This is a genomic window from Undibacterium sp. Ji49W (assembly GCF_049340205.1).
Lineage (GTDB): Bacteria > Pseudomonadota > Gammaproteobacteria > Burkholderiales > Burkholderiaceae_D > Undibacterium.
Genome location: NZ_JBMPOW010000011.1, coordinates 191892 through 209982, shown reverse-complemented (window position 1 = coordinate 209982; position 18091 = coordinate 191892). Strand labels below are relative to the sequence as shown.

Annotated in this window: 32 protein-coding genes and 1 pseudogene; all 33 read left to right on the top strand. The window is 48.8% G+C overall.

From position 1 onward, the window contains the following. A pseudogene (gene tuf, locus ACO0LK_RS15765) lies at positions 1 to 125 on the top strand (elongation factor Tu); the annotation flags it as partial. Between the two features lie 132 nt (positions 126 to 257). Then, positions 258 to 575 carry a 30S ribosomal protein S10 gene (gene rpsJ / locus ACO0LK_RS15760; protein WP_110255911.1) on the top strand — a complete coding sequence of 106 codons (318 nt, stop codon included), beginning with the start codon at positions 258 to 260 and terminating at the stop codon, positions 573 to 575. A 222-nt stretch (positions 576 to 797) separates the two neighbouring features. Then, positions 798 to 1454: a 50S ribosomal protein L3 gene (gene rplC / locus ACO0LK_RS15755; protein ID WP_110255912.1), complete on the top strand. Its 657-nt coding sequence runs from the start codon at positions 798 to 800 to the stop codon at positions 1452 to 1454. 3 nt (positions 1455 to 1457) lie between these two features. Beyond that, the gene (gene rplD / locus ACO0LK_RS15750) at positions 1458 to 2081 is read left to right on the top strand and encodes a 50S ribosomal protein L4 (RefSeq protein ID WP_186950515.1); all 624 of its coding nucleotides are present in this window, start codon (positions 1458 to 1460) and stop codon (positions 2079 to 2081) included. Further along, a complete protein-coding gene (rplW, locus tag ACO0LK_RS15745) occupies positions 2078 to 2392 on the top strand; it encodes a 50S ribosomal protein L23 (protein ID WP_110255914.1) in 315 nt (104 codons plus the stop codon). Before rplD ends, rplW begins: the two co-directional genes overlap by 4 nt. A gap of 2 nt (positions 2393 to 2394) precedes the next feature. Next, positions 2395 to 3222 carry a 50S ribosomal protein L2 gene (rplB, locus tag ACO0LK_RS15740; protein WP_186950513.1) on the top strand — a complete coding sequence of 276 codons (828 nt, stop codon included), beginning with the start codon at positions 2395 to 2397 and terminating at the stop codon, positions 3220 to 3222. A gap of 10 nt (positions 3223 to 3232) precedes the next feature. Further along, positions 3233 to 3508: a 30S ribosomal protein S19 gene (rpsS, locus tag ACO0LK_RS15735; protein WP_110255916.1), complete on the top strand. Its 276-nt coding sequence runs from the start codon at positions 3233 to 3235 to the stop codon at positions 3506 to 3508. Positions 3509 to 3514: 6 nt separating this feature from the next. Continuing rightward, positions 3515 to 3847: a 50S ribosomal protein L22 gene (gene rplV / locus ACO0LK_RS15730; protein WP_174244915.1), complete on the top strand. Its 333-nt coding sequence runs from the start codon at positions 3515 to 3517 to the stop codon at positions 3845 to 3847. A gap of 9 nt (positions 3848 to 3856) precedes the next feature. After that, positions 3857 to 4690, top strand: coding sequence for a 30S ribosomal protein S3 (gene rpsC, locus ACO0LK_RS15725; protein WP_422976574.1), 834 nt, complete (start codon positions 3857 to 3859; stop codon positions 4688 to 4690). Between the two features lie 2 nt (positions 4691 to 4692). Beyond that, positions 4693 to 5112, top strand: coding sequence for a 50S ribosomal protein L16 (rplP, locus tag ACO0LK_RS15720; protein WP_110255918.1), 420 nt, complete (start codon positions 4693 to 4695; stop codon positions 5110 to 5112). 12 nt (positions 5113 to 5124) lie between these two features. Next, positions 5125 to 5316, top strand: a complete 192-nt coding sequence (gene rpmC, locus ACO0LK_RS15715; RefSeq protein ID WP_110255919.1) for a 50S ribosomal protein L29 — start codon at positions 5125 to 5127, stop codon at positions 5314 to 5316. Further along, positions 5316 to 5588, top strand: a complete 273-nt coding sequence (rpsQ, locus tag ACO0LK_RS15710) for a 30S ribosomal protein S17 (protein WP_186950509.1) — start codon at positions 5316 to 5318, stop codon at positions 5586 to 5588. The genes rpmC and rpsQ overlap by 1 nt, the downstream gene beginning before the upstream one ends. Positions 5589 to 5827: 239 nt before the next feature. Next, the gene (gene rplN / locus ACO0LK_RS15705) at positions 5828 to 6196 is read left to right on the top strand and encodes a 50S ribosomal protein L14 (RefSeq protein WP_006464924.1); all 369 of its coding nucleotides are present in this window, start codon (positions 5828 to 5830) and stop codon (positions 6194 to 6196) included. Between the two features lie 9 nt (positions 6197 to 6205). Further along, the gene (gene rplX / locus ACO0LK_RS15700) at positions 6206 to 6520 is read left to right on the top strand and encodes a 50S ribosomal protein L24 (RefSeq protein WP_186950507.1); all 315 of its coding nucleotides are present in this window, start codon (positions 6206 to 6208) and stop codon (positions 6518 to 6520) included. Positions 6521 to 6524: 4 nt separating this feature from the next. Next, on the top strand, positions 6525 to 7064 hold the full coding sequence (gene rplE, locus ACO0LK_RS15695) for a 50S ribosomal protein L5 (RefSeq protein ID WP_186950505.1): 540 nt from the start codon (positions 6525 to 6527) through the stop codon (positions 7062 to 7064). Between the two features lie 7 nt (positions 7065 to 7071). Beyond that, positions 7072 to 7377, top strand: a complete 306-nt coding sequence (gene rpsN / locus ACO0LK_RS15690) for a 30S ribosomal protein S14 (protein ID WP_110255923.1) — start codon at positions 7072 to 7074, stop codon at positions 7375 to 7377. A gap of 14 nt (positions 7378 to 7391) precedes the next feature. After that, positions 7392 to 7787, top strand: a complete 396-nt coding sequence (gene rpsH / locus ACO0LK_RS15685) for a 30S ribosomal protein S8 (RefSeq protein WP_162039557.1) — start codon at positions 7392 to 7394, stop codon at positions 7785 to 7787. A gap of 10 nt (positions 7788 to 7797) precedes the next feature. Then, positions 7798 to 8331: a 50S ribosomal protein L6 gene (gene rplF / locus ACO0LK_RS15680; RefSeq protein ID WP_422976570.1), complete on the top strand. Its 534-nt coding sequence runs from the start codon at positions 7798 to 7800 to the stop codon at positions 8329 to 8331. Positions 8332 to 8343: 12 nt separating this feature from the next. Then, complete coding sequence (rplR, locus tag ACO0LK_RS15675; RefSeq protein ID WP_110255926.1) at positions 8344 to 8706, top strand: 50S ribosomal protein L18; 363 nt, start codon at positions 8344 to 8346, stop codon at positions 8704 to 8706. Between the two features lie 12 nt (positions 8707 to 8718). Beyond that, positions 8719 to 9237 (top strand): 30S ribosomal protein S5, encoded by a 519-nt coding sequence (gene rpsE / locus ACO0LK_RS15670; protein ID WP_110255927.1) that lies wholly within the window; start codon positions 8719 to 8721, stop codon positions 9235 to 9237. Positions 9238 to 9247: 10 nt separating this feature from the next. Beyond that, the gene (gene rpmD, locus ACO0LK_RS15665) at positions 9248 to 9427 is read left to right on the top strand and encodes a 50S ribosomal protein L30 (RefSeq protein WP_110255928.1); all 180 of its coding nucleotides are present in this window, start codon (positions 9248 to 9250) and stop codon (positions 9425 to 9427) included. Between the two features lie 28 nt (positions 9428 to 9455). Then, a complete protein-coding gene (rplO, locus tag ACO0LK_RS15660) occupies positions 9456 to 9887 on the top strand; it encodes a 50S ribosomal protein L15 (protein ID WP_186950503.1) in 432 nt (143 codons plus the stop codon). Positions 9888 to 9912: 25 nt separating this feature from the next. After that, a complete protein-coding gene (secY, locus tag ACO0LK_RS15655; RefSeq protein ID WP_186950501.1) occupies positions 9913 to 11247 on the top strand; it encodes a preprotein translocase subunit SecY in 1335 nt (444 codons plus the stop codon). 23 nt (positions 11248 to 11270) lie between these two features. Then, positions 11271 to 11489, top strand: a complete 219-nt coding sequence (infA, locus tag ACO0LK_RS15650; RefSeq protein ID WP_005663428.1) for a translation initiation factor IF-1 — start codon at positions 11271 to 11273, stop codon at positions 11487 to 11489. 33 nt (positions 11490 to 11522) lie between these two features. After that, on the top strand, positions 11523 to 11636 hold the full coding sequence (rpmJ, locus tag ACO0LK_RS15645; RefSeq protein ID WP_014004415.1) for a 50S ribosomal protein L36: 114 nt from the start codon (positions 11523 to 11525) through the stop codon (positions 11634 to 11636). A gap of 27 nt (positions 11637 to 11663) precedes the next feature. Continuing rightward, the gene (rpsM, locus tag ACO0LK_RS15640) at positions 11664 to 12029 is read left to right on the top strand and encodes a 30S ribosomal protein S13 (protein ID WP_186950499.1); all 366 of its coding nucleotides are present in this window, start codon (positions 11664 to 11666) and stop codon (positions 12027 to 12029) included. A gap of 31 nt (positions 12030 to 12060) precedes the next feature. Further along, positions 12061 to 12465, top strand: coding sequence for a 30S ribosomal protein S11 (gene rpsK / locus ACO0LK_RS15635; protein WP_110255932.1), 405 nt, complete (start codon positions 12061 to 12063; stop codon positions 12463 to 12465). Positions 12466 to 12714: 249 nt separating this feature from the next. Further along, on the top strand, positions 12715 to 13338 hold the full coding sequence (rpsD, locus tag ACO0LK_RS15630; protein ID WP_186950497.1) for a 30S ribosomal protein S4: 624 nt from the start codon (positions 12715 to 12717) through the stop codon (positions 13336 to 13338). A 104-nt stretch (positions 13339 to 13442) separates the two neighbouring features. Beyond that, entirely contained in the window at positions 13443 to 14420 is a 978-nt protein-coding gene (locus ACO0LK_RS15625) for a DNA-directed RNA polymerase subunit alpha (protein WP_110255934.1), read from the top strand. 124 nt (positions 14421 to 14544) lie between these two features. Next, positions 14545 to 14940, top strand: coding sequence for a 50S ribosomal protein L17 (rplQ, locus tag ACO0LK_RS15620; RefSeq protein WP_110255935.1), 396 nt, complete (start codon positions 14545 to 14547; stop codon positions 14938 to 14940). 251 nt (positions 14941 to 15191) lie between these two features. Further along, a complete protein-coding gene (gene cutA / locus ACO0LK_RS15615; RefSeq protein WP_422976564.1) occupies positions 15192 to 15521 on the top strand; it encodes a divalent-cation tolerance protein CutA in 330 nt (109 codons plus the stop codon). Continuing rightward, positions 15518 to 17293 carry a protein-disulfide reductase DsbD gene (gene dsbD, locus ACO0LK_RS15610; RefSeq protein WP_422976562.1) on the top strand — a complete coding sequence of 592 codons (1776 nt, stop codon included), beginning with the start codon at positions 15518 to 15520 and terminating at the stop codon, positions 17291 to 17293. The genes cutA and dsbD overlap by 4 nt, the downstream gene beginning before the upstream one ends. 121 nt (positions 17294 to 17414) lie before the next feature. After that, positions 17415 to 18053: a peroxiredoxin gene (locus ACO0LK_RS15605; protein WP_186950486.1), complete on the top strand. Its 639-nt coding sequence runs from the start codon at positions 17415 to 17417 to the stop codon at positions 18051 to 18053. Positions 18054 to 18091: the final 38 nt, after the last annotated feature.

The following is an 18091-nucleotide window of genomic DNA, read 5'->3' as shown; positions in this document are numbered from 1 at the left end:
GTGATAACGTATCTATCACTGTTAAATTGATCAACCCGATCGCGATGGAAGAAGGCTTGCGCTTCGCTATCCGTGAAGGTGGCCGTACAGTTGGTGCTGGCGTTGTTGCTAAAATCATCGAGTAATATCTGCCGTAATTTGTAGTATACTAGCTGGCTGTCGTATTCAATTTGATGCGGCAGCCAGTGTAGTTTTCGCTCTTTATTCAATATGCCACCGGTTCTGCCGTTAGTGGCTCGCTCTTTACAGGAATGAACATGTCCACACAAAATCAAAAAATCCGTATCCGTCTGAAGGCTTTCGATTACAAGCTGATCGATCAGTCCGCTCTGGAAATCGTAGAAACAGCCAAGCGCACTGGCGCTGTTGTTAAAGGCCCGGTTCCTTTGCCTACACGTATCCAGCGTTTCGACGTACTGCGTTCCCCACACGTGAACAAAACTTCCCGTGATCAATTCGAAATCCGTACTCACCAGCGTTTGATGGACATCGTCGACCCAACTGACAAAACAGTTGATGCATTGATGAAGCTCGATCTGCCAGCTGGCGTTGACGTAGAAATCAAATTGCAATAATCCCAATTGGTCGGGAAATACGGATGCAAATTTGTATTTCCAGATAAATACTGAAAATTCGACATACCACAATTTTTCGAAAATTCAAATAAATAGTCTTGTAAATAAAAAATTCGCAGGCTATAATCGAAGGCTTAGATGTAGGTCAGCATTTGCTGGCCTATTCGTTTAAGTTTTTTAAACATCAGCCTCACCCAATCGTAGGTGAGAATGGAGAAAACAATGAGCTTGGGCCTAGTTGGTCGCAAGGTTGGTATGATGCGCATCTTCACAGATGACGGGGATTCAATTCCGGTTACTGTTTTGGACGTATCCAACAACCGCGTGACGCAAGTCAAAACTCCTGAAACAGACGGTTACTCCGCTGTTCAGGTAACTTTCGGTCAGCGCCGTGCATCCCGCGTAACAAAAGCGGCTGCCGGTCACCTCGCAAAAGCAGGTGTTGAAGCTGGTACTGTATTAAAAGAATTCCGTATTGATGCTGCTAAAGCTGCTGAATTGAAAGCAGGCGATGTTGTGCCTGTTGGTATGTTCGAAGCTGGTCAAAAAGTGGATGTGCAAGGCGTAACAATTGGTAAAGGCTATGCCGGTACCATCAAGCGTCACCATTTCTCTTCTGGTCGTGCAACTCACGGTAACTCCCGTTCGCATAATGTACCTGGTTCTATCGGTATGGCGCAGGATCCAGGTCGTGTATTCCCTGGTAAGCGCATGACTGGTCATCTGGGTGATGCAACTCGCACTGTGCAAAATCTGGAAATCGCTCGCGTTGATGCAGAGCGTCAGTTGTTGCTGGTGAAGGGTGCCGTGCCGGGTGCAAAAAATGGTCAGGTGATTGTATCTCCTGCTGTTAAAGTTAAAGCCAAGAAGGGAGCCTAATCCATGGAACTGAAGCTCCTAAACGAACAAGGTCAAGCAGCGTCGAATGTAGCCGCTCCTGATACTATCTTTGGTCGCGACTACAATGAAGCCTTGATCCATCAAGTCGTCGTTGCATTCCAAGCCAATGCTCGTAGCGGTAATCGTAAACAAAAAGATCGTGAAGAAGTCCATCACACAACCAAGAAGCCTTGGCGTCAAAAAGGTACTGGTCGTGCACGTGCTGGTATGTCTTCTTCTCCATTGTGGCGTGGCGGTGGTCGTATATTCCCGAACTCGCCTGATGAGAACTTCTCTCACAAAGTTAACAAAAAGATGTATCGCGCAGGTATCTGCTCGATTCTGTCCCAGTTGGCTCGTGAAGGTCGTTTGAATGTGGTCGACAATGTTGCTGTTGATGCACCTAAGACAAAACTGTTGTCCGAAAAACTGAAAGCAATGGGTTGCCTGGATTCCGTCCTGATCATTACTGACGAATTCAATGAAAACCTGATGTTGGCAGCGCGTAACCTGGCAAACGTATTGGTTGTTGAGCCACGTTATGCTGATCCAGTTTCTTTGGTGTTCTACAAGAAAGTGTTGATCACCAAGCCAGCACTGGCAAAGATTGAGGAGATGCTGGCATGAGCGCACAAGTCAAAATTAGCGAAGAACGCCTGATGAAGGTGTTGCTGGCTCCTGTGATTTCTGAAAAAGCAACTATGGTTGCTGAAAAGAATGAGCAAGTGGTTTTCCTGGTTATGCCAGATGCAACCAAGCCAGAAATCAAAGCTGCCGTCGAATTGCTGTTCAAAGTACAAGTTGAATCTGTACAGGTAGCAAATCGCCAAGGTAAACAAAAACGTACCGGTAAATTTAATGGCCGCCGCAATCATACAAGACGCGCTTTTGTATGCTTGAAGCCAGGTCAGGAAATTAACTTCACTGAGGGGGCATAAGCATGGCACTCGTTAAGATGAAGCCAACCTCACCAGGTCGTCGTGGTATGGTGAAGGTAGTGACAGAAGGCCTGTACAAAGGTCGTCCGTTCGCTGCTTTGTTGGAAAAGAAATCAAAAACTGCTGGCCGTAATAATAACGGTCACATCACTACCCGTCATATCGGTGGTGGCCACAAGCAGCATTATCGTCTGGTTGACTTCAAACGCAACAAAGATGGTATCCCTGCAAAAGTAGAGCGTATTGAATACGATCCTAACCGTACAGCACACATTGCTTTGTTGTGCTACGCGGATGGTGAACGTGCATACATCATCGCTCCTAAAGGTATGGCAGCTGGTGATCAGGTCATGAACGGTTCGCAAGCGCCGATCAAATCTGGTAACTGTTTGCCTATCCGTAATATCCCGGTTGGTACAACTATGCATTGCGTAGAAATGCTGCCAGGTAAAGGTGCTCAGATCGCACGTACAGCTGGTGCTGGCGTTGTGCTGATGGCACGCGAAGGTACTTACGCTCAGGTTCGTCTGCGCTCCGGTGAAGTTCGTCGTATTCATATCGAATGCCGCGCAACAATCGGTGAAGTAGGCAACGGCGAGCATAACCTGCGCAAAATCGGTAAAGCTGGTGCGATGCGTTGGCGTGGTGTTCGTCCTACCGTTCGCGGTGTGGTCATGAACCCGGTCGATCACCCGCACGGTGGTGGTGAAGGTAAAACTGCAGCCGGCCGTCACCCAGTATCACCATGGGGTCAGCAAACCAAGGGTAAGAAGACACGTCGCAACAAGCGTACTACTTCGATGATCGTCTCACGCCGTGGTAAGAAATAAGGGATAAAACATGACACGTTCATTGAAAAAAGGGCCGTTTTGCGACGCCCACCTGGTGAAGAAAGTCGAAACCGCGCAAGCGACTAAAGACAAAAAGCCAATCAAGACCTGGTCCCGTCGTTCGACAATTATGCCGGACTTCATCGGTTTGACCATTGCGGTTCATAACGGTAAGCAACACGTACCAGTTTATGTTTCCGAAAACATGGTTGGTCACAAGCTCGGCGAATTCGCGCTGACCCGTACGTTCAAGGGTCACGCTGCCGATAAAAAGGCTAAGAGATAAGGACCGATGATGGAAACTAAAGCAAATTTGCGCGGTGTGCGTCTGTCTGAGCAAAAAGGTCGCCTGGTGGCTGACCTGATTCGCGGTAAAAAAGTAGATCAGGCATTGAATATCCTGGCATTCAGCCCAAAAAAAGGTGCTGCGATCATCAAGAAAGTGTTGGAGTCTGCAATTGCAAACGCCGAGCACAATGATGGCGCGGACATCGATGAGCTGAAAGTAAAGACTATCTATGTCGAAAAAGGTGCGATTCTGAAGCGCTTCACAGCACGCGCTAAGGGTCGTGGTGATCGTATCTCTAAACAATCCTGTCACATTTATGTGACCGTTGGTAACTAAGGAGTCACGATGGGACAGAAGATACATCCAACCGGGTTTCGTTTGGCAGTAACGCGTAACTGGTCTTCTCGCTGGTATGCTGGCAATGGTAACTTTGCCACCATGCTCATCGAAGATCTGAAGGTACGTGAATACCTGAAGAAGAAACTGAAAAACGCGTCTGTAGGCCGCATCGTTATCGAGCGCCCTGCCAAAAACGCACGCATTACTATTTACAGCTCCCGTCCAGGCGTTGTAATCGGTAAAAAAGGCGAAGACATTGAAGTATTGAAAGCTGAGTTGTCGAAATTGATGGGCGTGCCAGTTCACGTCAACATCGAAGAAATTCGCAAGCCAGAAATCGATGCACAATTGATCGCTGATTCTATCGCTCAACAGCTGGAAAAACGCATCATGTTCCGCCGCGCCATGAAACGTGCGATGCAGAATGCAATGCGTCTGGGTGCTCAAGGTATCAAGATCATGTCTGGTGGTCGTTTGAACGGTATCGAAATCGCACGTAAAGAATGGTATCGCGAAGGCCGTGTGCCTCTGCATACTTTGCGCGCTGACATCGACTACGGCTTCGGCGAAGCATCCACAACTTACGGCATCATTGGCGTAAAAGTATGGGTGTACAAAGGCGATCGTTTGGCAAATGGCGATGCGCCTGTTATCGAAGCGACTCCGGAAGACGACAAAAAACGTCGTGGCCCACGTCGTGATGATGGCAAGCCAAATAGCCGTCCACGCGCCAAGCGTCCAGAAGGACAAACACCGACGACCGGCGCAGCAGCCCCGGCAGCCAAGCGCGTACGCGCAAAAGCTGACGCTGCAGCACCGGCTGAGAAAGCAGGAGAATAATCATGCTGCAACCAGCACGCAGAAAATATCGCAAGGAACAGAAAGGCCGTAACAAGGGTATCTCGCATACTCGTGGTACAGCAGTTTCCTTCGGTGAGTTTGGCTTGAAGGCAGTTGGTCGTGGTCGTATCACAGCGCGTCAGATTGAAGCTGCGCGTCGTGCAATGACACGTCACATTAAACGCGGTGGCCGTATCTGGATCCGCATTTTCCCGGACAAGCCAATTTCCCAGAAACCAGCGGAAGTCCGTATGGGTAATGGTAAAGGTAATCCTGAGTACTACGTTGCCGAGATTCAACCAGGCAAAATGTTGTACGAAATGGATGGTGTCGATGAGACGCTGGCACGCGAAGCGTTCCGCTTGGCTGCAGCTAAATTGCCGCTGTTGACTACGTTCGTCGTCCGTCAAGTCGGCCAATAATAGGAGTTGTAAATGAAAGTATCTGAACTCCAAGGTAAGGATCAGGCGGCTTTGACCAAAGAACTGAATGAATTGCTGAAGGCACAATTCAGCCTGCGTATGCAAATCGCTACGCAACAGCTGACTAACACTTCTCAATTGAAGAAAGTTCGTCGTGACATCGCACGTGTGAAAACCGTCATGAACCAGAAGGATGCCAAATAATGAACGATCAAGTTAAAGTCGCACTGACGCGCACATTGATTGGCAAGGTTGTCTCTGACAAGATGAACAAGACTGTAACAGTACTTGTTGAACGTCACGTCAAACACCCTTTGTATGGCAAGATCATTGTTCGTACTGCAAAGTACCATGCACACAGTGAAGATAACCAGGCAAAGACAGGCGACACCGTTGAAATTCAAGAAGGTCGTCCTATCTCCAAGACTAAAGCTTGGACAGTGACACGTGTGATTCAAGTCGCACAAGTAGTATAAATTTATTGCACAAATCGTTTTTTGGTGTAATAATGATGGGCTGTCATTTGCAAAGTAAGCGAATGGCAGCCTAAATGTCTTTCGCAACGCCCTCCTGTTGTGAAAGTGGTTAAAAAATCGTCCACCTAATCAGTTGGCTCGTGCATTGTAGGTTATGTAGGGGTTAGCTGGCAGGACCAAGACTGACTACAAATTTGCATAGTGCAAGTTGTGTGGATTAAGTTGGGAAAGAGAACATTATGATTCAAACAGAAAGCCGGCTGGAAGTGGCTGACAATACTGGTGCGCGCGAAGTTTTGTGCATTAAAGTGTTGGGCGGTTCCAAGCGTCGTTATGCGGGTATTGGTGACGTAATCAAAGTCACTGTTAAGTCTGCTGCTCCGCGCGGTCGTGTAAAAAAAGGTGAAATTTACAACGCCGTTGTCGTGAGGACAGCTAAGGGTGTTCGTCGTCAAGATGGCTCGTTGGTCAAATTTGATGGCAATGCTGCAGTATTGTTGAATGCAAAGCTTGAGCCTATCGGTACTCGTATTTTCGGCCCAGTAACACGCGAACTGCGTACTGAGCGCTTCATGAAAATCGTGTCCCTGGCTCCTGAAGTGCTGTAAGGGGTTGTGATGAACAAAATTCGTAAAAACGACGAAGTCATCGTCTTGACGGGTAAAGACAAAGGTAAGCGCGGTCAGGTGCAAACATGCATCGATAGCGATTACGTTGTTGTTGCTGGTGTTAATGTGGCCAAGAAGGCAGTTAAACCAAACCCAATGACTGGCGCAGTTGGTGGCATCGTGGATAAAGTGATGCCGATTCATGTGTCGAATGTTGCATTGTTTAATGCAGCATCTGGCAAAGCAGACCGTGTAGGCTTCAAGGTAGTGGATGGCAAGAAAGTCCGTATCTACAAGTCGACTGGCGAAGTTGTGAAGGCATAACATCATGGCCCGTCTACAAGCTATATATAAAGATAAAATCGTTGGTGAATTGACTGAAAAGTACGCTTACAAGTCAATCATGGAAGTCCCACGTATCTTGAAAATCACCCTGAACATGGGTTTGTCTGAAGCAATTGCTGACAAAAAGATTATCGAGCATGCGGTTGGTGATCTCACCAAGATTGCTGGTCAAAAACCAGTAGTTACCAAAGCTCGCAAAGCGATCGCTGGTTTTAAAATCCGTGAAGGTTATCCAATTGGTTGTATGGTGACTTTGCGTGGCGCTCAGATGTATGAATTCCTGGACCGTTTCATCACTGTGGCTCTGCCACGTGTACGTGACTTCCGTGGCGTTTCTGGTCGTGCGTTTGATGGTCGTGGTAACTACAATATCGGTGTCAAGGAACAGATCATTTTCCCTGAAATCGAATACGACAAGATCGACGCGTTGCGTGGTATGAATATCAGTATCACTACGACAGCAAAGACCGACGACGAAGCGAAAGCGCTCCTCGCCGCATTTAAATTTCCGTTCAGAAACTGAGGTCGCCATGGCAAAATTGGCACTGATTAATCGTGAGCAAAAGCGTGCAGACCTGGTGAAGAAATTCGCTGGCAAGCGCGCCGAATTGAAGGCCATCATTGATGACCAATCAAAGACTGAAGAAGAGCAATATGCTGCTCGTCTGAAGTTGCAGGCTTTGCCACGTAACTCCAATCCGACCCGCCAGCGTAACCGCTGCGCTTTGACAGGTCGCCCACGTGGCACATTCCGTAAGTTTGGTTTGGGCCGTATTAAACTCCGTGAAGTCGCCATGCGTGGTGAAATCCCGGGTATGACTAAAGCCAGCTGGTAATAGGAGAATAAGCAATGAGTATGAGCGATCCTATCGCCGATATGCTGACCCGCATCCGTAACGCACAAGTTGTTCAAAAAACTGTCGTCGCGATGCCGTCTTCCAAAGTAAAGATCGCAATTGCGAACGTACTTAAAGACGAAGGTTACATTGAAGATTTCGCAGTTTCTGAAACTGCAGGTAAGTCCGAATTAAAAATCGGCTTGAAATATTACGCAGGACGTCCTGTGATTGAACGCTTGGAACGTGTTTCACGTCCAGGTCTCCGTATTTACAAAGGTAAAGACGAGATCCCAAGTGTCATGAACGGTTTGGGAGTGGCGATCGTTTCCACACCAAAAGGCGTTATGACTGACCGCAAAGCGCGCGCAACCGGTGTCGGTGGCGAAGTGATTTGCTACGTCGCCTAAGGAGTGAAAGATGTCTCGAGTAGGTAAGATGCCAATCGCTTTGCCGGCAGGTGCTGAAGTCACCATTTCGACAGAGCAGATTACAATTAAAGGCCCACAGGGCGTACTGTCCCAAGCATTGAATGGCTTGGTAACAGTTGCGAACGACAATGGTACTTTAAGTTTTTCCCCAGCTAATGATGGTCGTGAAGCCAATGCGATGAGCGGTACCCTGCGTGCCCTGGTCAACAATATGGTTAACGGCGTCACCAAAGGTTTCGAAAAGAAACTGAGCTTGGTCGGCGTTGGTTACAAAGCGCAAGCTCAAGGCGACAAATTGAATTTGTCTCTTGGTTTCTCGCACCCTGTTGTTCACGCAATGCCAGCTGGCGTTACATGCGCAACACCAACACCAACTGAAATCCTGATCAAAGGGATTGATAAGCAAAAAGTTGGTCAGGTCGCTGCTGAAGTTCGTGCATACCGCAGTCCAGAGCCTTATAAAGGCAAAGGCGTTCGCTATGCGGACGAAGTGGTTGTGATTAAAGAAACCAAGAAGAAGTAATAGGGGTTGACGATGGACAAGAAACAATCACGTCTGCGCCGCGCACGTCAAACCCGTGCCAAGATCGCAGAACTCAAAGTGAACCGCCTGGCCGTGCATCGCACAAACCTGCACATCTATGCAAACATCATTGGCCCAGACGCCAAAGTGTTGGCATCGGCTTCTACCGTAGAGGCAGAAGTACGTGCAGAGTTGGCTGGCAAGTCTGGTGCGGGTGGCAATGCTGCTGCAGCGAGCTTGATCGGCAAACGTGTTGCAGAGAAGGCAATCAAAGCAGGGGTTACCGAAGTAGCGTTTGACCGCTCCGGTTTCCGTTACCACGGTCGCGTCAAGGCGCTTGCAGAAGCAGCCCGTGAAGCTGGCTTGAAGTTCTAAGGAAAATTTGTCATGGCAAAAATGCAAGCAAAAACAGCAGCCGACAAGCCGGATGATGGCATGCGCGAAAAAATGATCGCGATCAACCGCGTGACCAAAGTGGTCAAGGGTGGTCGTATCATGGGTTTCGCAGCGCTGACAGTCGTTGGTGACGGCGATGGCCGTATCGGTATGGGCAAAGGGAAATCGAAAGAAGTTCCAGTTGCTGTACAAAAAGCGATGGAAGAAGCACGTCGCAAGATGATTAAAGTGACTTTGAAGAACGGTACTCTGCAACACACCGTTACTGGCAAGCACGGCGCATCTTCCGTCATGATTTCTCCGGCAAAAGAAGGTACTGGCGTTATCGCTGGTGGTCCAATGCGCGCGATTTTTGAAGTAATGGGTATTGTGAACGTCGTGGCGAAATCCAACGGTTCCACTAACCCTTACAACATGGTTCGTGCAACTTTGAATGGTTTGGCCAAGATGAGTACTCCATCTGAAATCGCTGCAAAGCGTGGCAAAACTGTTGAAGAAATTCTCGGTTAAGGAGCACCTCATGTCTAAGACAGTAAAAGTGCAATTGGTTAAAGGTTTGATCGGCACACGCCAGGATCACCGTGCAACTGTACGTGGCCTGGGTCTGCGTCGCGTCAATTCAGTTTCCGAACTGGAAGACACGCCGTCCGTACGCGGCATGATCAATAAAGTCTCGTATCTTGTGAAGGTTGTATCGTAAGCCGTCAGGTTTGCGATCGGAGCAAATTATGGAATTGAATACAATCCAGCCAGCAGATGGCGCAAAACACTACAAACGTCGTGTTGGTCGCGGTATCGGCTCAGGCTTAGGTAAAACAGCGGGTCGTGGCCATAAAGGTCAAAAGTCCCGTTCCGGCGGTTTTCATAAAGTCGGTTTTGAAGGCGGTCAGATGCCTCTGCAACGTCGTTTGCCAAAACGTGGTTTCAAATCACTGGCAACACCGTACAAAGCAGAAGTTCGCCTGACAGATCTGGAAAACCTGCCAGTGACAGACATCGACGTTTTGGCTTTGAAACAAGCCGGCGTAGTTTCTGAGCTTGCACGTGTAGTCCGTGTGATCTTGTCTGGTGCCATCACCAAAAAAGTTTCTTTGAACGGTTTGATCGTCACTAAAGGCGCTAAAGCTGCAATCGAAGCTGCTGGCGGCACAATCGCTTAATTTAAGCAGACAACCGGAGCATTAATTGGCAACATCTCCACAACAAAAAAGTGCGGCAAGCGGGTTCCCATGGGGTCGACTCTGGTTCTTGTTGGCGGCACTGGTTGTCTACAGGATCGGTGCACATGTTCCTGTACCTGGCATTGATGCAAATGTGCTAGCTGAAATGTTTAAACAAAACCAGGGCGGTATTCTGGGTATGTTTAATATGTTTTCGGGCGGTGCGCTGCAGCGCTTTGCAATTTTTGCGCTCGGTATCACCCCGTATATTTCGGCGTCGATCATCATGCAATTGATGTCGATCGTCTCTCCGCAACTGGAAGCCCTCAAAAAAGAAGGCGAATCTGGTCGTAGAAAGATTACCCAATATACGCGTTATGGCACTTTGTTGCTGGCAACTGTGCAAGCCTATTTTATTGCATTCGGTCTGGAAGGTCAGGCTAATCTGGTGATAGATCCGGGTCTCGCTTTCCGTTTTACGACGGTAGTGTCCCTGGTGACAGGTACGATGTTTCTGATGTGGCTCGGTGAACAAATCACTGAACGCGGTCTGGGAAATGGTATCTCCATCATCATTTTCTCTGGCATTGCAGCAGGTTTGCCTGGTGGTTTGAGTAATCTGTTTGAATTGGTACGCAGTGGTCAGATAGGGAATTTCTCTGCACTGGTTATCTGTGTTCTGGTTCCTGCAGTAACGTTTGCGGTGGTGTATGTCGAGCGTGGTCAACGCAAGATTCTGGTGAATTACGCCAAGCGTCAAGTGGGTAATAAAGTGTATGGCGGGCAAAGCAGTCATTTGCCGCTGAAGCTGAATATGGCAGGTGTGATTCCTCCGATTTTCGCTTCTTCCATCATTTTGTTCCCGGCGACGATCACCAGCTGGTTTACCAAGGGTGCTGAATCCTCAACGAGTGGTGTAGTTACCTTCTTGAAAGATTTGGCTGCGTCGATGGCGCCAGGTGAACCGATACACGCTTTGTTGTATGCAGTAGCGATCATTTTCTTCTGCTTTTTCTATACCGCTTTGGTATTCAATAGCAAGGAAACCGCTGATAACTTGAAGAAAAGTGGTGCGTTTGTTCCGGGGATTCGTCCTGGTGACCAGACCGCCCGCTACATCGACAAGATTTTGATGCGCTTGACGCTGGCTGGTGCGATTTATATTACGCTGGTTTGTCTGTTGCCAGAATTTTTGGTTGCGAAGTGGAAAGTACCATTTTATTTCGGCGGAACGTCTCTGCTGATTATCGTGGTGGTGACCATGGACTTTATGGCGCAGGTACAGAACTATGTGATGTCCCAGCAATATGAATCTCTTCTTCGTAAAGCAAATTTCAAGGGCGGGATTCCTTCACGGTAATCGCCCAGGGGACAGCAGATCGAATGGCAAAAGACGACGTTATACAGATGCAGGGCGAGATTCTGGAGAATCTTCCGAATGCAACATTTCGAGTTAAGTTGGAAAACGGGCATGTTGTACTTGGCCATATTTCCGGGAAGATGCGAATGAACTATATTCGCATTCTTCCAGGTGATAAGGTGACAGTGGAATTGACGCCTTATGATTTGAGCCGGGCGCGAATAGTGTTCCGTACCAAGTAAATTTAAAATGAACTAGAAGGAAAGAGGGCAAAAATGAAAGTTCTCGCATCAGTTAAGCGGATCTGCCGCAACTGCAAAATCATCAAGCGCAAGGGTGTTGTTCGTGTTATTTGCACAGAACCACGCCATAAGCAGCGCCAAGGTTAATTAACGTTATTGAACGAGGAATAACGAATGGCACGTATCGCAGGGGTTAATATCCCAAATCATCAGCATACCGTAATCGGCTTGACAGCTATCTATGGTATTGGCCGTCCACGCGCACAGAAAATCTGTGACGCAACAGGTGTTTTGACCAATAAAAAGGTTAAAGATCTGGATGACAACGAACTCGAGAAGCTTCGCGACGAAATCGGTAAATTTATCGTCGAAGGCGACTTGCGTCGTGAACTGTCCATGAACATCAAACGCTTGATGGACTTGGGTTGCTACCGTGGTCTCCGTCATCGTAAAGGCTTGCCTTGCCGTGGCCAACGTACCCGCACAAATGCGCGTACACGTAAGGGTCCACGTAAAGCAGCGCAATCTTTGAAGAAATAATCCAGGCTAGCCCGGATCCAAGGAAAACATTATGGCAAAAGCTCAAAATAACGCTGCAGCAGCACGTGCGCGTAAGAAAGTTAAAAAGAACGTTGCAGAAGGTATTGCTCACGTTCACGCTTCTTTCAACAACACCATCATCACGATCACTGATCGTCAAGGCAATGCGTTGTCTTGGGCAACTGCCGGTGGTGCTGGTTTTAAAGGCTCACGTAAATCTACTCCGTTTGCAGCGCAGGTCGCAGCAGAAGCAGCAGGTAAAGTGGCCGTTGAATGCGGTATCAAAAATCTGGAAGTTCGTATCAAAGGCCCAGGCCCAGGTCGCGAATCTTCAGTACGCGCCTTGAACAATCTGGGTATCAAGATTTCCCTGATTCAAGACGTTACTCCAGTCCCACATAACGGCTGCCGCCCTCCAAAGCGTCGTCGTATCTAAGTTGGAGCGCTAAGCTGCTTATTATTTAAGCATCTTAGGCATGCAGATTCATTCTCTGCTGGCATTCTTGCGGAATCTCCGTTAGAATGCAGACCCGCCATTTCGTTGGCGGGTTTTGTGTTGTGGAAATTCTAGAGTACAAAAAAATAATCAAAGACACCGTCTTTGGTGTTAAGACCACCGTCTGGTTGCAGGCAGATCAGACTAGCGTAGTGTAGAAAACATTACGTCATTTACAAGGAAAATATCGTGGCACGTTATATCGGACCAAAAGCAAAACTTTCCCGTCGCGAAGGCACGGACCTGTTCTTGAAGAGCGCACGTCGCTCCCTGGACTCCAAATGCAAACTGGACGCAAAACCAGGTCAACATGGTCGCACTTCTGGTGCTCGTACCTCTGACTTCGGTAACCAATTGCGCGAAAAGCAAAAAGTTAAACGTATGTACGGCGTTTTGGAACGTCAATTCCGTCGCTACTTCGCTGAAGCTGACCGTCAAAAAGGCAACACAGGCGAAACACTGTTGAAATTGCTGGAATCTCGTCTGGACAACGTTGCTTACCGTATGGGCTTCGGTTCCACACGCGCTGAAGCACGTCAGCTGGTAAGCCACAAAGCATTCACAGTCAACGGTATCGTTGTCAACATCGCTTCTTACCAGGTTAAAGCTGGTGACGTGATCGCTGTTCGTGAAAAAGCTAAAAAACAAGTCCGTATCGCTGAAGCCCTGTCCCTGGCAGAACAATCCGGCATGCCTACATGGGTAGCTGTTGATGCGAAAAAACTGGAAGGTACTTTCAAGTCCATGCCAGATCGTAGCGACATCGCTCACGATGTCAACGAATCCCTGATCGTTGAATTGTATTCTCGTTAATATTCAAGTTTCACCGCCTGCCTGTTTAGCGACAGGCAGGCTTTTTTCTTTAATGCCGTCAGCCTTATCGGTGTAACGAACCGAGGGTATTGAAAAGGACATTCATGCAAAACAATCTGTTAAAACCACGTATTATCGATGTGGAAATGTTGGGTGCCGGTCACGCTAAAGTCGTGATGGAACCGTTTGAACGTGGCTATGGCCACACACTGGGCAACGCACTGCGTCGCGTTCTGTTGTCCACTATGGTTGGTTATGCACCGACTGAAGTTGTGATCGCTGGTGTTGTTCATGAATATTCATCCCTCGATGGCGTGCAAGAAGACGTCGTTGACATCCTGTTGAACTTGAAAGGCGTCGTATTCAAGTTGCACAACCGTGATGAAGTCACGCTGACATTGAAAAAAGATGGCGAAGGCGCTGTACTGGCTTCCGACATCGATCTGCCGCATGACGTAGAACTGATCAACCCGGATCACGTTATTGCCAATCTGACAGCCGGCGGTAAGCTGGACATGCAGATCAAGGTAGAAAAAGGCCGTGGCTATGTGCCAGGTAACGTTCGTCGCTTGTCTGAAGATGCGAACAAAACCATCGGTCGTATGATTTTGGATGCGTCTTTCTCTCCAGTACGCCGTGTTTCTTACGCTGTGGAATCTGCCCGCGTTGAACAACGTACTGATCTGGATAAACTGGTTATCAATATTGAGACCAATGGCGTTATCTCTCCTGAAGAAGCAATCCGTCAATCTGCACGCGTGCTGGTTGATCAATTGAATGTCTTCGCTGCCCTGGAAGGTACTGAAGCAGCTGCTGAAGCCCCATCCCGCGCACCTGCAGTTGACCCTGTCCTGTTGCGTCCAGTCGATGATCTGGAACTGACAGTACGTTCAGCCAATTGCCTGAAAGCAGAAAACATCTACTACATTGGTGATCTGATCCAGCGTAGCGAAAATGAACTGTTGAAGACACCAAATCTGGGTCGCAAGTCCTTGAACGAAATCAAGGAAGTTCTGGCGTCCCGTGGTTTGTCTTTGGGCATGAAACTGGAAAACTGGCCACCAGCTGGCCTGGAAAAGTAATTTTGTCCTGACGGGTGGGCTGAGACAGCCTGCCCGTTTTTTAACCGTAGTAAAAATAATTACCGGCCCGCGATAAGCTTTTTATCGATAGAAGAGCTGGCATTTAAATCTGAAAGGAAATACCATGCGTCATCGTCACGGCTTACGTAAGCTGAATCGTACTTCTTCCCACCGTCTGGCAATGCTGCGCAACATGACAGTATCCCTGTTGCGTCACGAAGCCATCAAAACAACTTTGCCAAAAGCCAAAGAACTGCGCCGCGTTATCGAGCCGATTCTGACTTTGGGTAAAACAGACACACTGGCTAACAAGCGTCTGGCTTTCTCCCGTTTGCGCGATCGCGAAATGGTAGTCAAGCTGTTTGCTGAACTGGGCCCACGTTACGCAAATCGTAACGGCGGCTACCTGCGCATCCTGAAAATGGGTTTCCGCGTCGGCGACAATGCTCCTATGGCATACGTTGAACTGCTGGACCGTCCAGAAGGCGTAGATGCAGCTGATGCACCAGTTGCTGAGTAATCTCCAGTAATTGATGTCAAGTAATTGGTCTTAAGTAATGCAGGCCGGTGTCAGCAATGTCCCGGTTAAAAAAAGCCGTTCAGTTTATACTGAACGGCTTTTTGCTTTTGTGTCTGCCAGTTTATTCTCCACATTGTGTAATGCAAAAGGGTCTGTGACGACCAATAACTGTCTAAATGACAGATGTGAGCAAATGCTGGTGGCAGGCTGCCCGTCTTGGTAAGCAGAGTAAAATTTTTTGTAGAGACCTTATGGACACGCAAGACTTCATACTGGTGTTGACCAATGTGCCCGGCCGCGAGACCGGAAAGCGGATGGCCAGTCAGATCGTTGCCCAGAAATTGGCAGCCTGCGTGAACATTTCCTCTGATATATTGTCCATATACAACTGGGATGGTCAGCCGCAGGCAGAAATCGAAGTCCAGTTAATGATCAAGACGACGCAGGCCCGTTATGCGCAGCTGGAAGAATTGATTACAAGCACCCATCCTTACGAATTACCTGAAATCATTGCCATTCCCCTGGTGGCCGGGCTGCCGGCTTATATGGGGTGGGTGAAAAAAGAAACTGAAATGCCATGAACTCATACCTGCTACCGCGATCTGCTCTCCGTTTTGACCTGTTTGCCCTGATATTTGCTCTAATATTCGCGCTCTTATTGACTCCCTTTGCAAAGGCGGACGACTTCCTTGATCCGGAAGAGGCATTCAAGGTGTCAGCAAAAATGGTGGAACCAGGTATGGCCGAAGTCACATTCACGATTGCGGATGGCTACTACCTGTATCGTGAACGCTTCAAGTTCACTTCTGACGATACCAAGCTTGGCGATGCGCAATTGCCAAAAGGCAAGGTCAAGTTTGATGAAACCTTTCAGAAAGAGGTGGAGACCTACAGAAAATCCCTGGTGGTTCGCGTGCCAGTCCTGTCAACAGGTGATTTCACGCTGAAAGTAGGGCGTCAGGGCTGCGCTGACCAGGGCCTGTGTTATCCGCCTATGGAAACCCCGCTCAAACTGCAGGCAATCGCCGGCAGTACCGCGCTTGCAAGCGAGCCAAGCACCATCAAGCTGGGTGAACCAGCTACGGATGATGAAACCAGCAGCATCAGTACAGCCCTGAAAAGCGGCAAACTGAGTCTGATTTTGCCGCTGTTCATGCTGCTTGGACTGGGCTTGGCGTTCACGCCCTGCGTTCTGCCCATGGTACCGATTCTGTCTTCCATCATTATCGGTGAAGGTGCCGGTATTCAACGCCACCGCGGCTTCCTGTTATCCCTCAGTTACTCACTGGGCATGGCTCTGGTCTATACCGCACTTGGTATCGCTGCCGGCCTTGTAGGTGAAGGCCTGGCCGCTACCTTGCAGAATCCCTGGGTCTTGTCGGCATTTGCCTTGTTGATGGTGATTCTTTCGCTATCCATGTTTGGCTTCTACCAGCTTCAGGTGCCGGCTGCCTTGCAAACAAAACTGACCATGGCATCAGAAGGGCAGCGTAACGGCAAGCTGTTCGGTGTTTTTTTCATGGGAGCCATTTCAGCCCTGATCGTTGGTCCCTGCGTTGCAGCGCCACTGGCTGGTGCACTGGTATATATCAGCCAGACCCGTGACGTGGTGGTCGGCGGCGCAGCCCTGTTTGCAATGGCAATGGGCATGAGCGTGCCCTTGTTGCTGGTCGGCTTGTCTGCCGGTAGCCTGTTGCCACGTGCCGGCATGTGGATGGAAAGCATCAAGCGTTTCTTCGGCGTGTTGATGCTGGCAATGGCCTTGTGGATGATCAGCCCGGTGATCCCGGTCTGGGTACAGATGACAGCCTGGGCGATATTGCTGATCGCTTATGCCGTACATCAATTGTTTTTCCATCGTGGCGGCATGGGGTCGAAAGTGCTGGCTGCTGTGTTCATGCTGTTGGGTGTCGTGCAACTGGTCGGCGTGACTACTGGCGGTCGCGATGTGTTCTCCCCGCTCGCGCATTTGTTTGGTAGCCAGGCGCATGGCGTCAGTTTCACCCGCGTGCGTAGCGTTGCGGAGCTGGACGCTGCTCTGGCGCAATCCAAAGGCAAAACCGCCATGCTCGATTTTTATGCCGACTGGTGCGTATCCTGCAAGGAAATGGAAAAACTGACCTTTACCGACCCCAAAGTCAAAGCCAGACTCGACACCATGCTCTTGCTGCAGGTGGATGTGACTGCCAATAATGCAGATGACAAAGCCCTGTTGAAACGCTTCAACCTGTTCGGGCCTCCAGGCATTATTTTCTTTGATGGACAAGGTGCAGAAGTGCAGGGCAAGCGCGTGATCGGCTACCAGAATGCAGAGAAATTTCTTGCGTCGTTGCAACGCGCAGAAGGCAAGTAAACAAACGGCCCAAATTACCGTACATATTCAGGGATAAGTATAAGCATTCAACAAAACTATCCTTGATTCGTGATGGCAGTGGGGCTATATTCGGACTCTCGTTTCCTTTTTGGAGAAAATAATGACTTTGCGTTTAGGCGACATCGCCCCTGATTTCGAGCAAGATTCCTCAATCGGGACATTGAAATTTCATGAATGGGCAGGCAATTCCTGGGTTGTTCTATTTTCACATCCGGCTGATTTCACACCAGTCTGCACGACCGAATTAGGCCTGACGGCAAAACTGAAACCTGAATTTGACAAACGTAACGTCAAAGCGATTGCCTTGTCGGTAGATGCTGCCGAATCCCATGTGAAATGGATCAAGGATATCGAGGATACGCAAAACACCGTAGTCGGTTTCCCTATCGTTGCCGACGCCGACAAGAAAGTTGCTGCGCTGTATGACATGATCCACCCGAATCAGTCCGAGACAGTTACGGTACGCTCTTTGTTCATCATCGATCCAAACAAAAAAGTCCGCCTGATCATTACCTATCCATTGACCACGGGTCGCAATTTTGATGAAGTCTTGCGCGTACTTGATGCACTGCAATTGACAGACGGGTATACCGTTGCCACACCGGGTAACTGGCGTGACGGTGATGACGTCATCATTCCTTTGTCGATCAAAGATGAAGAAGTCATCAAGCAAAAATATCCTAAGGGCTACACCGCACCACGTCCTTATCTGCGTATCACACCGCAGCCAAACAAATAAGCCATGTAAGCCATATCGGCGTATTTGCGGAAAAAAAA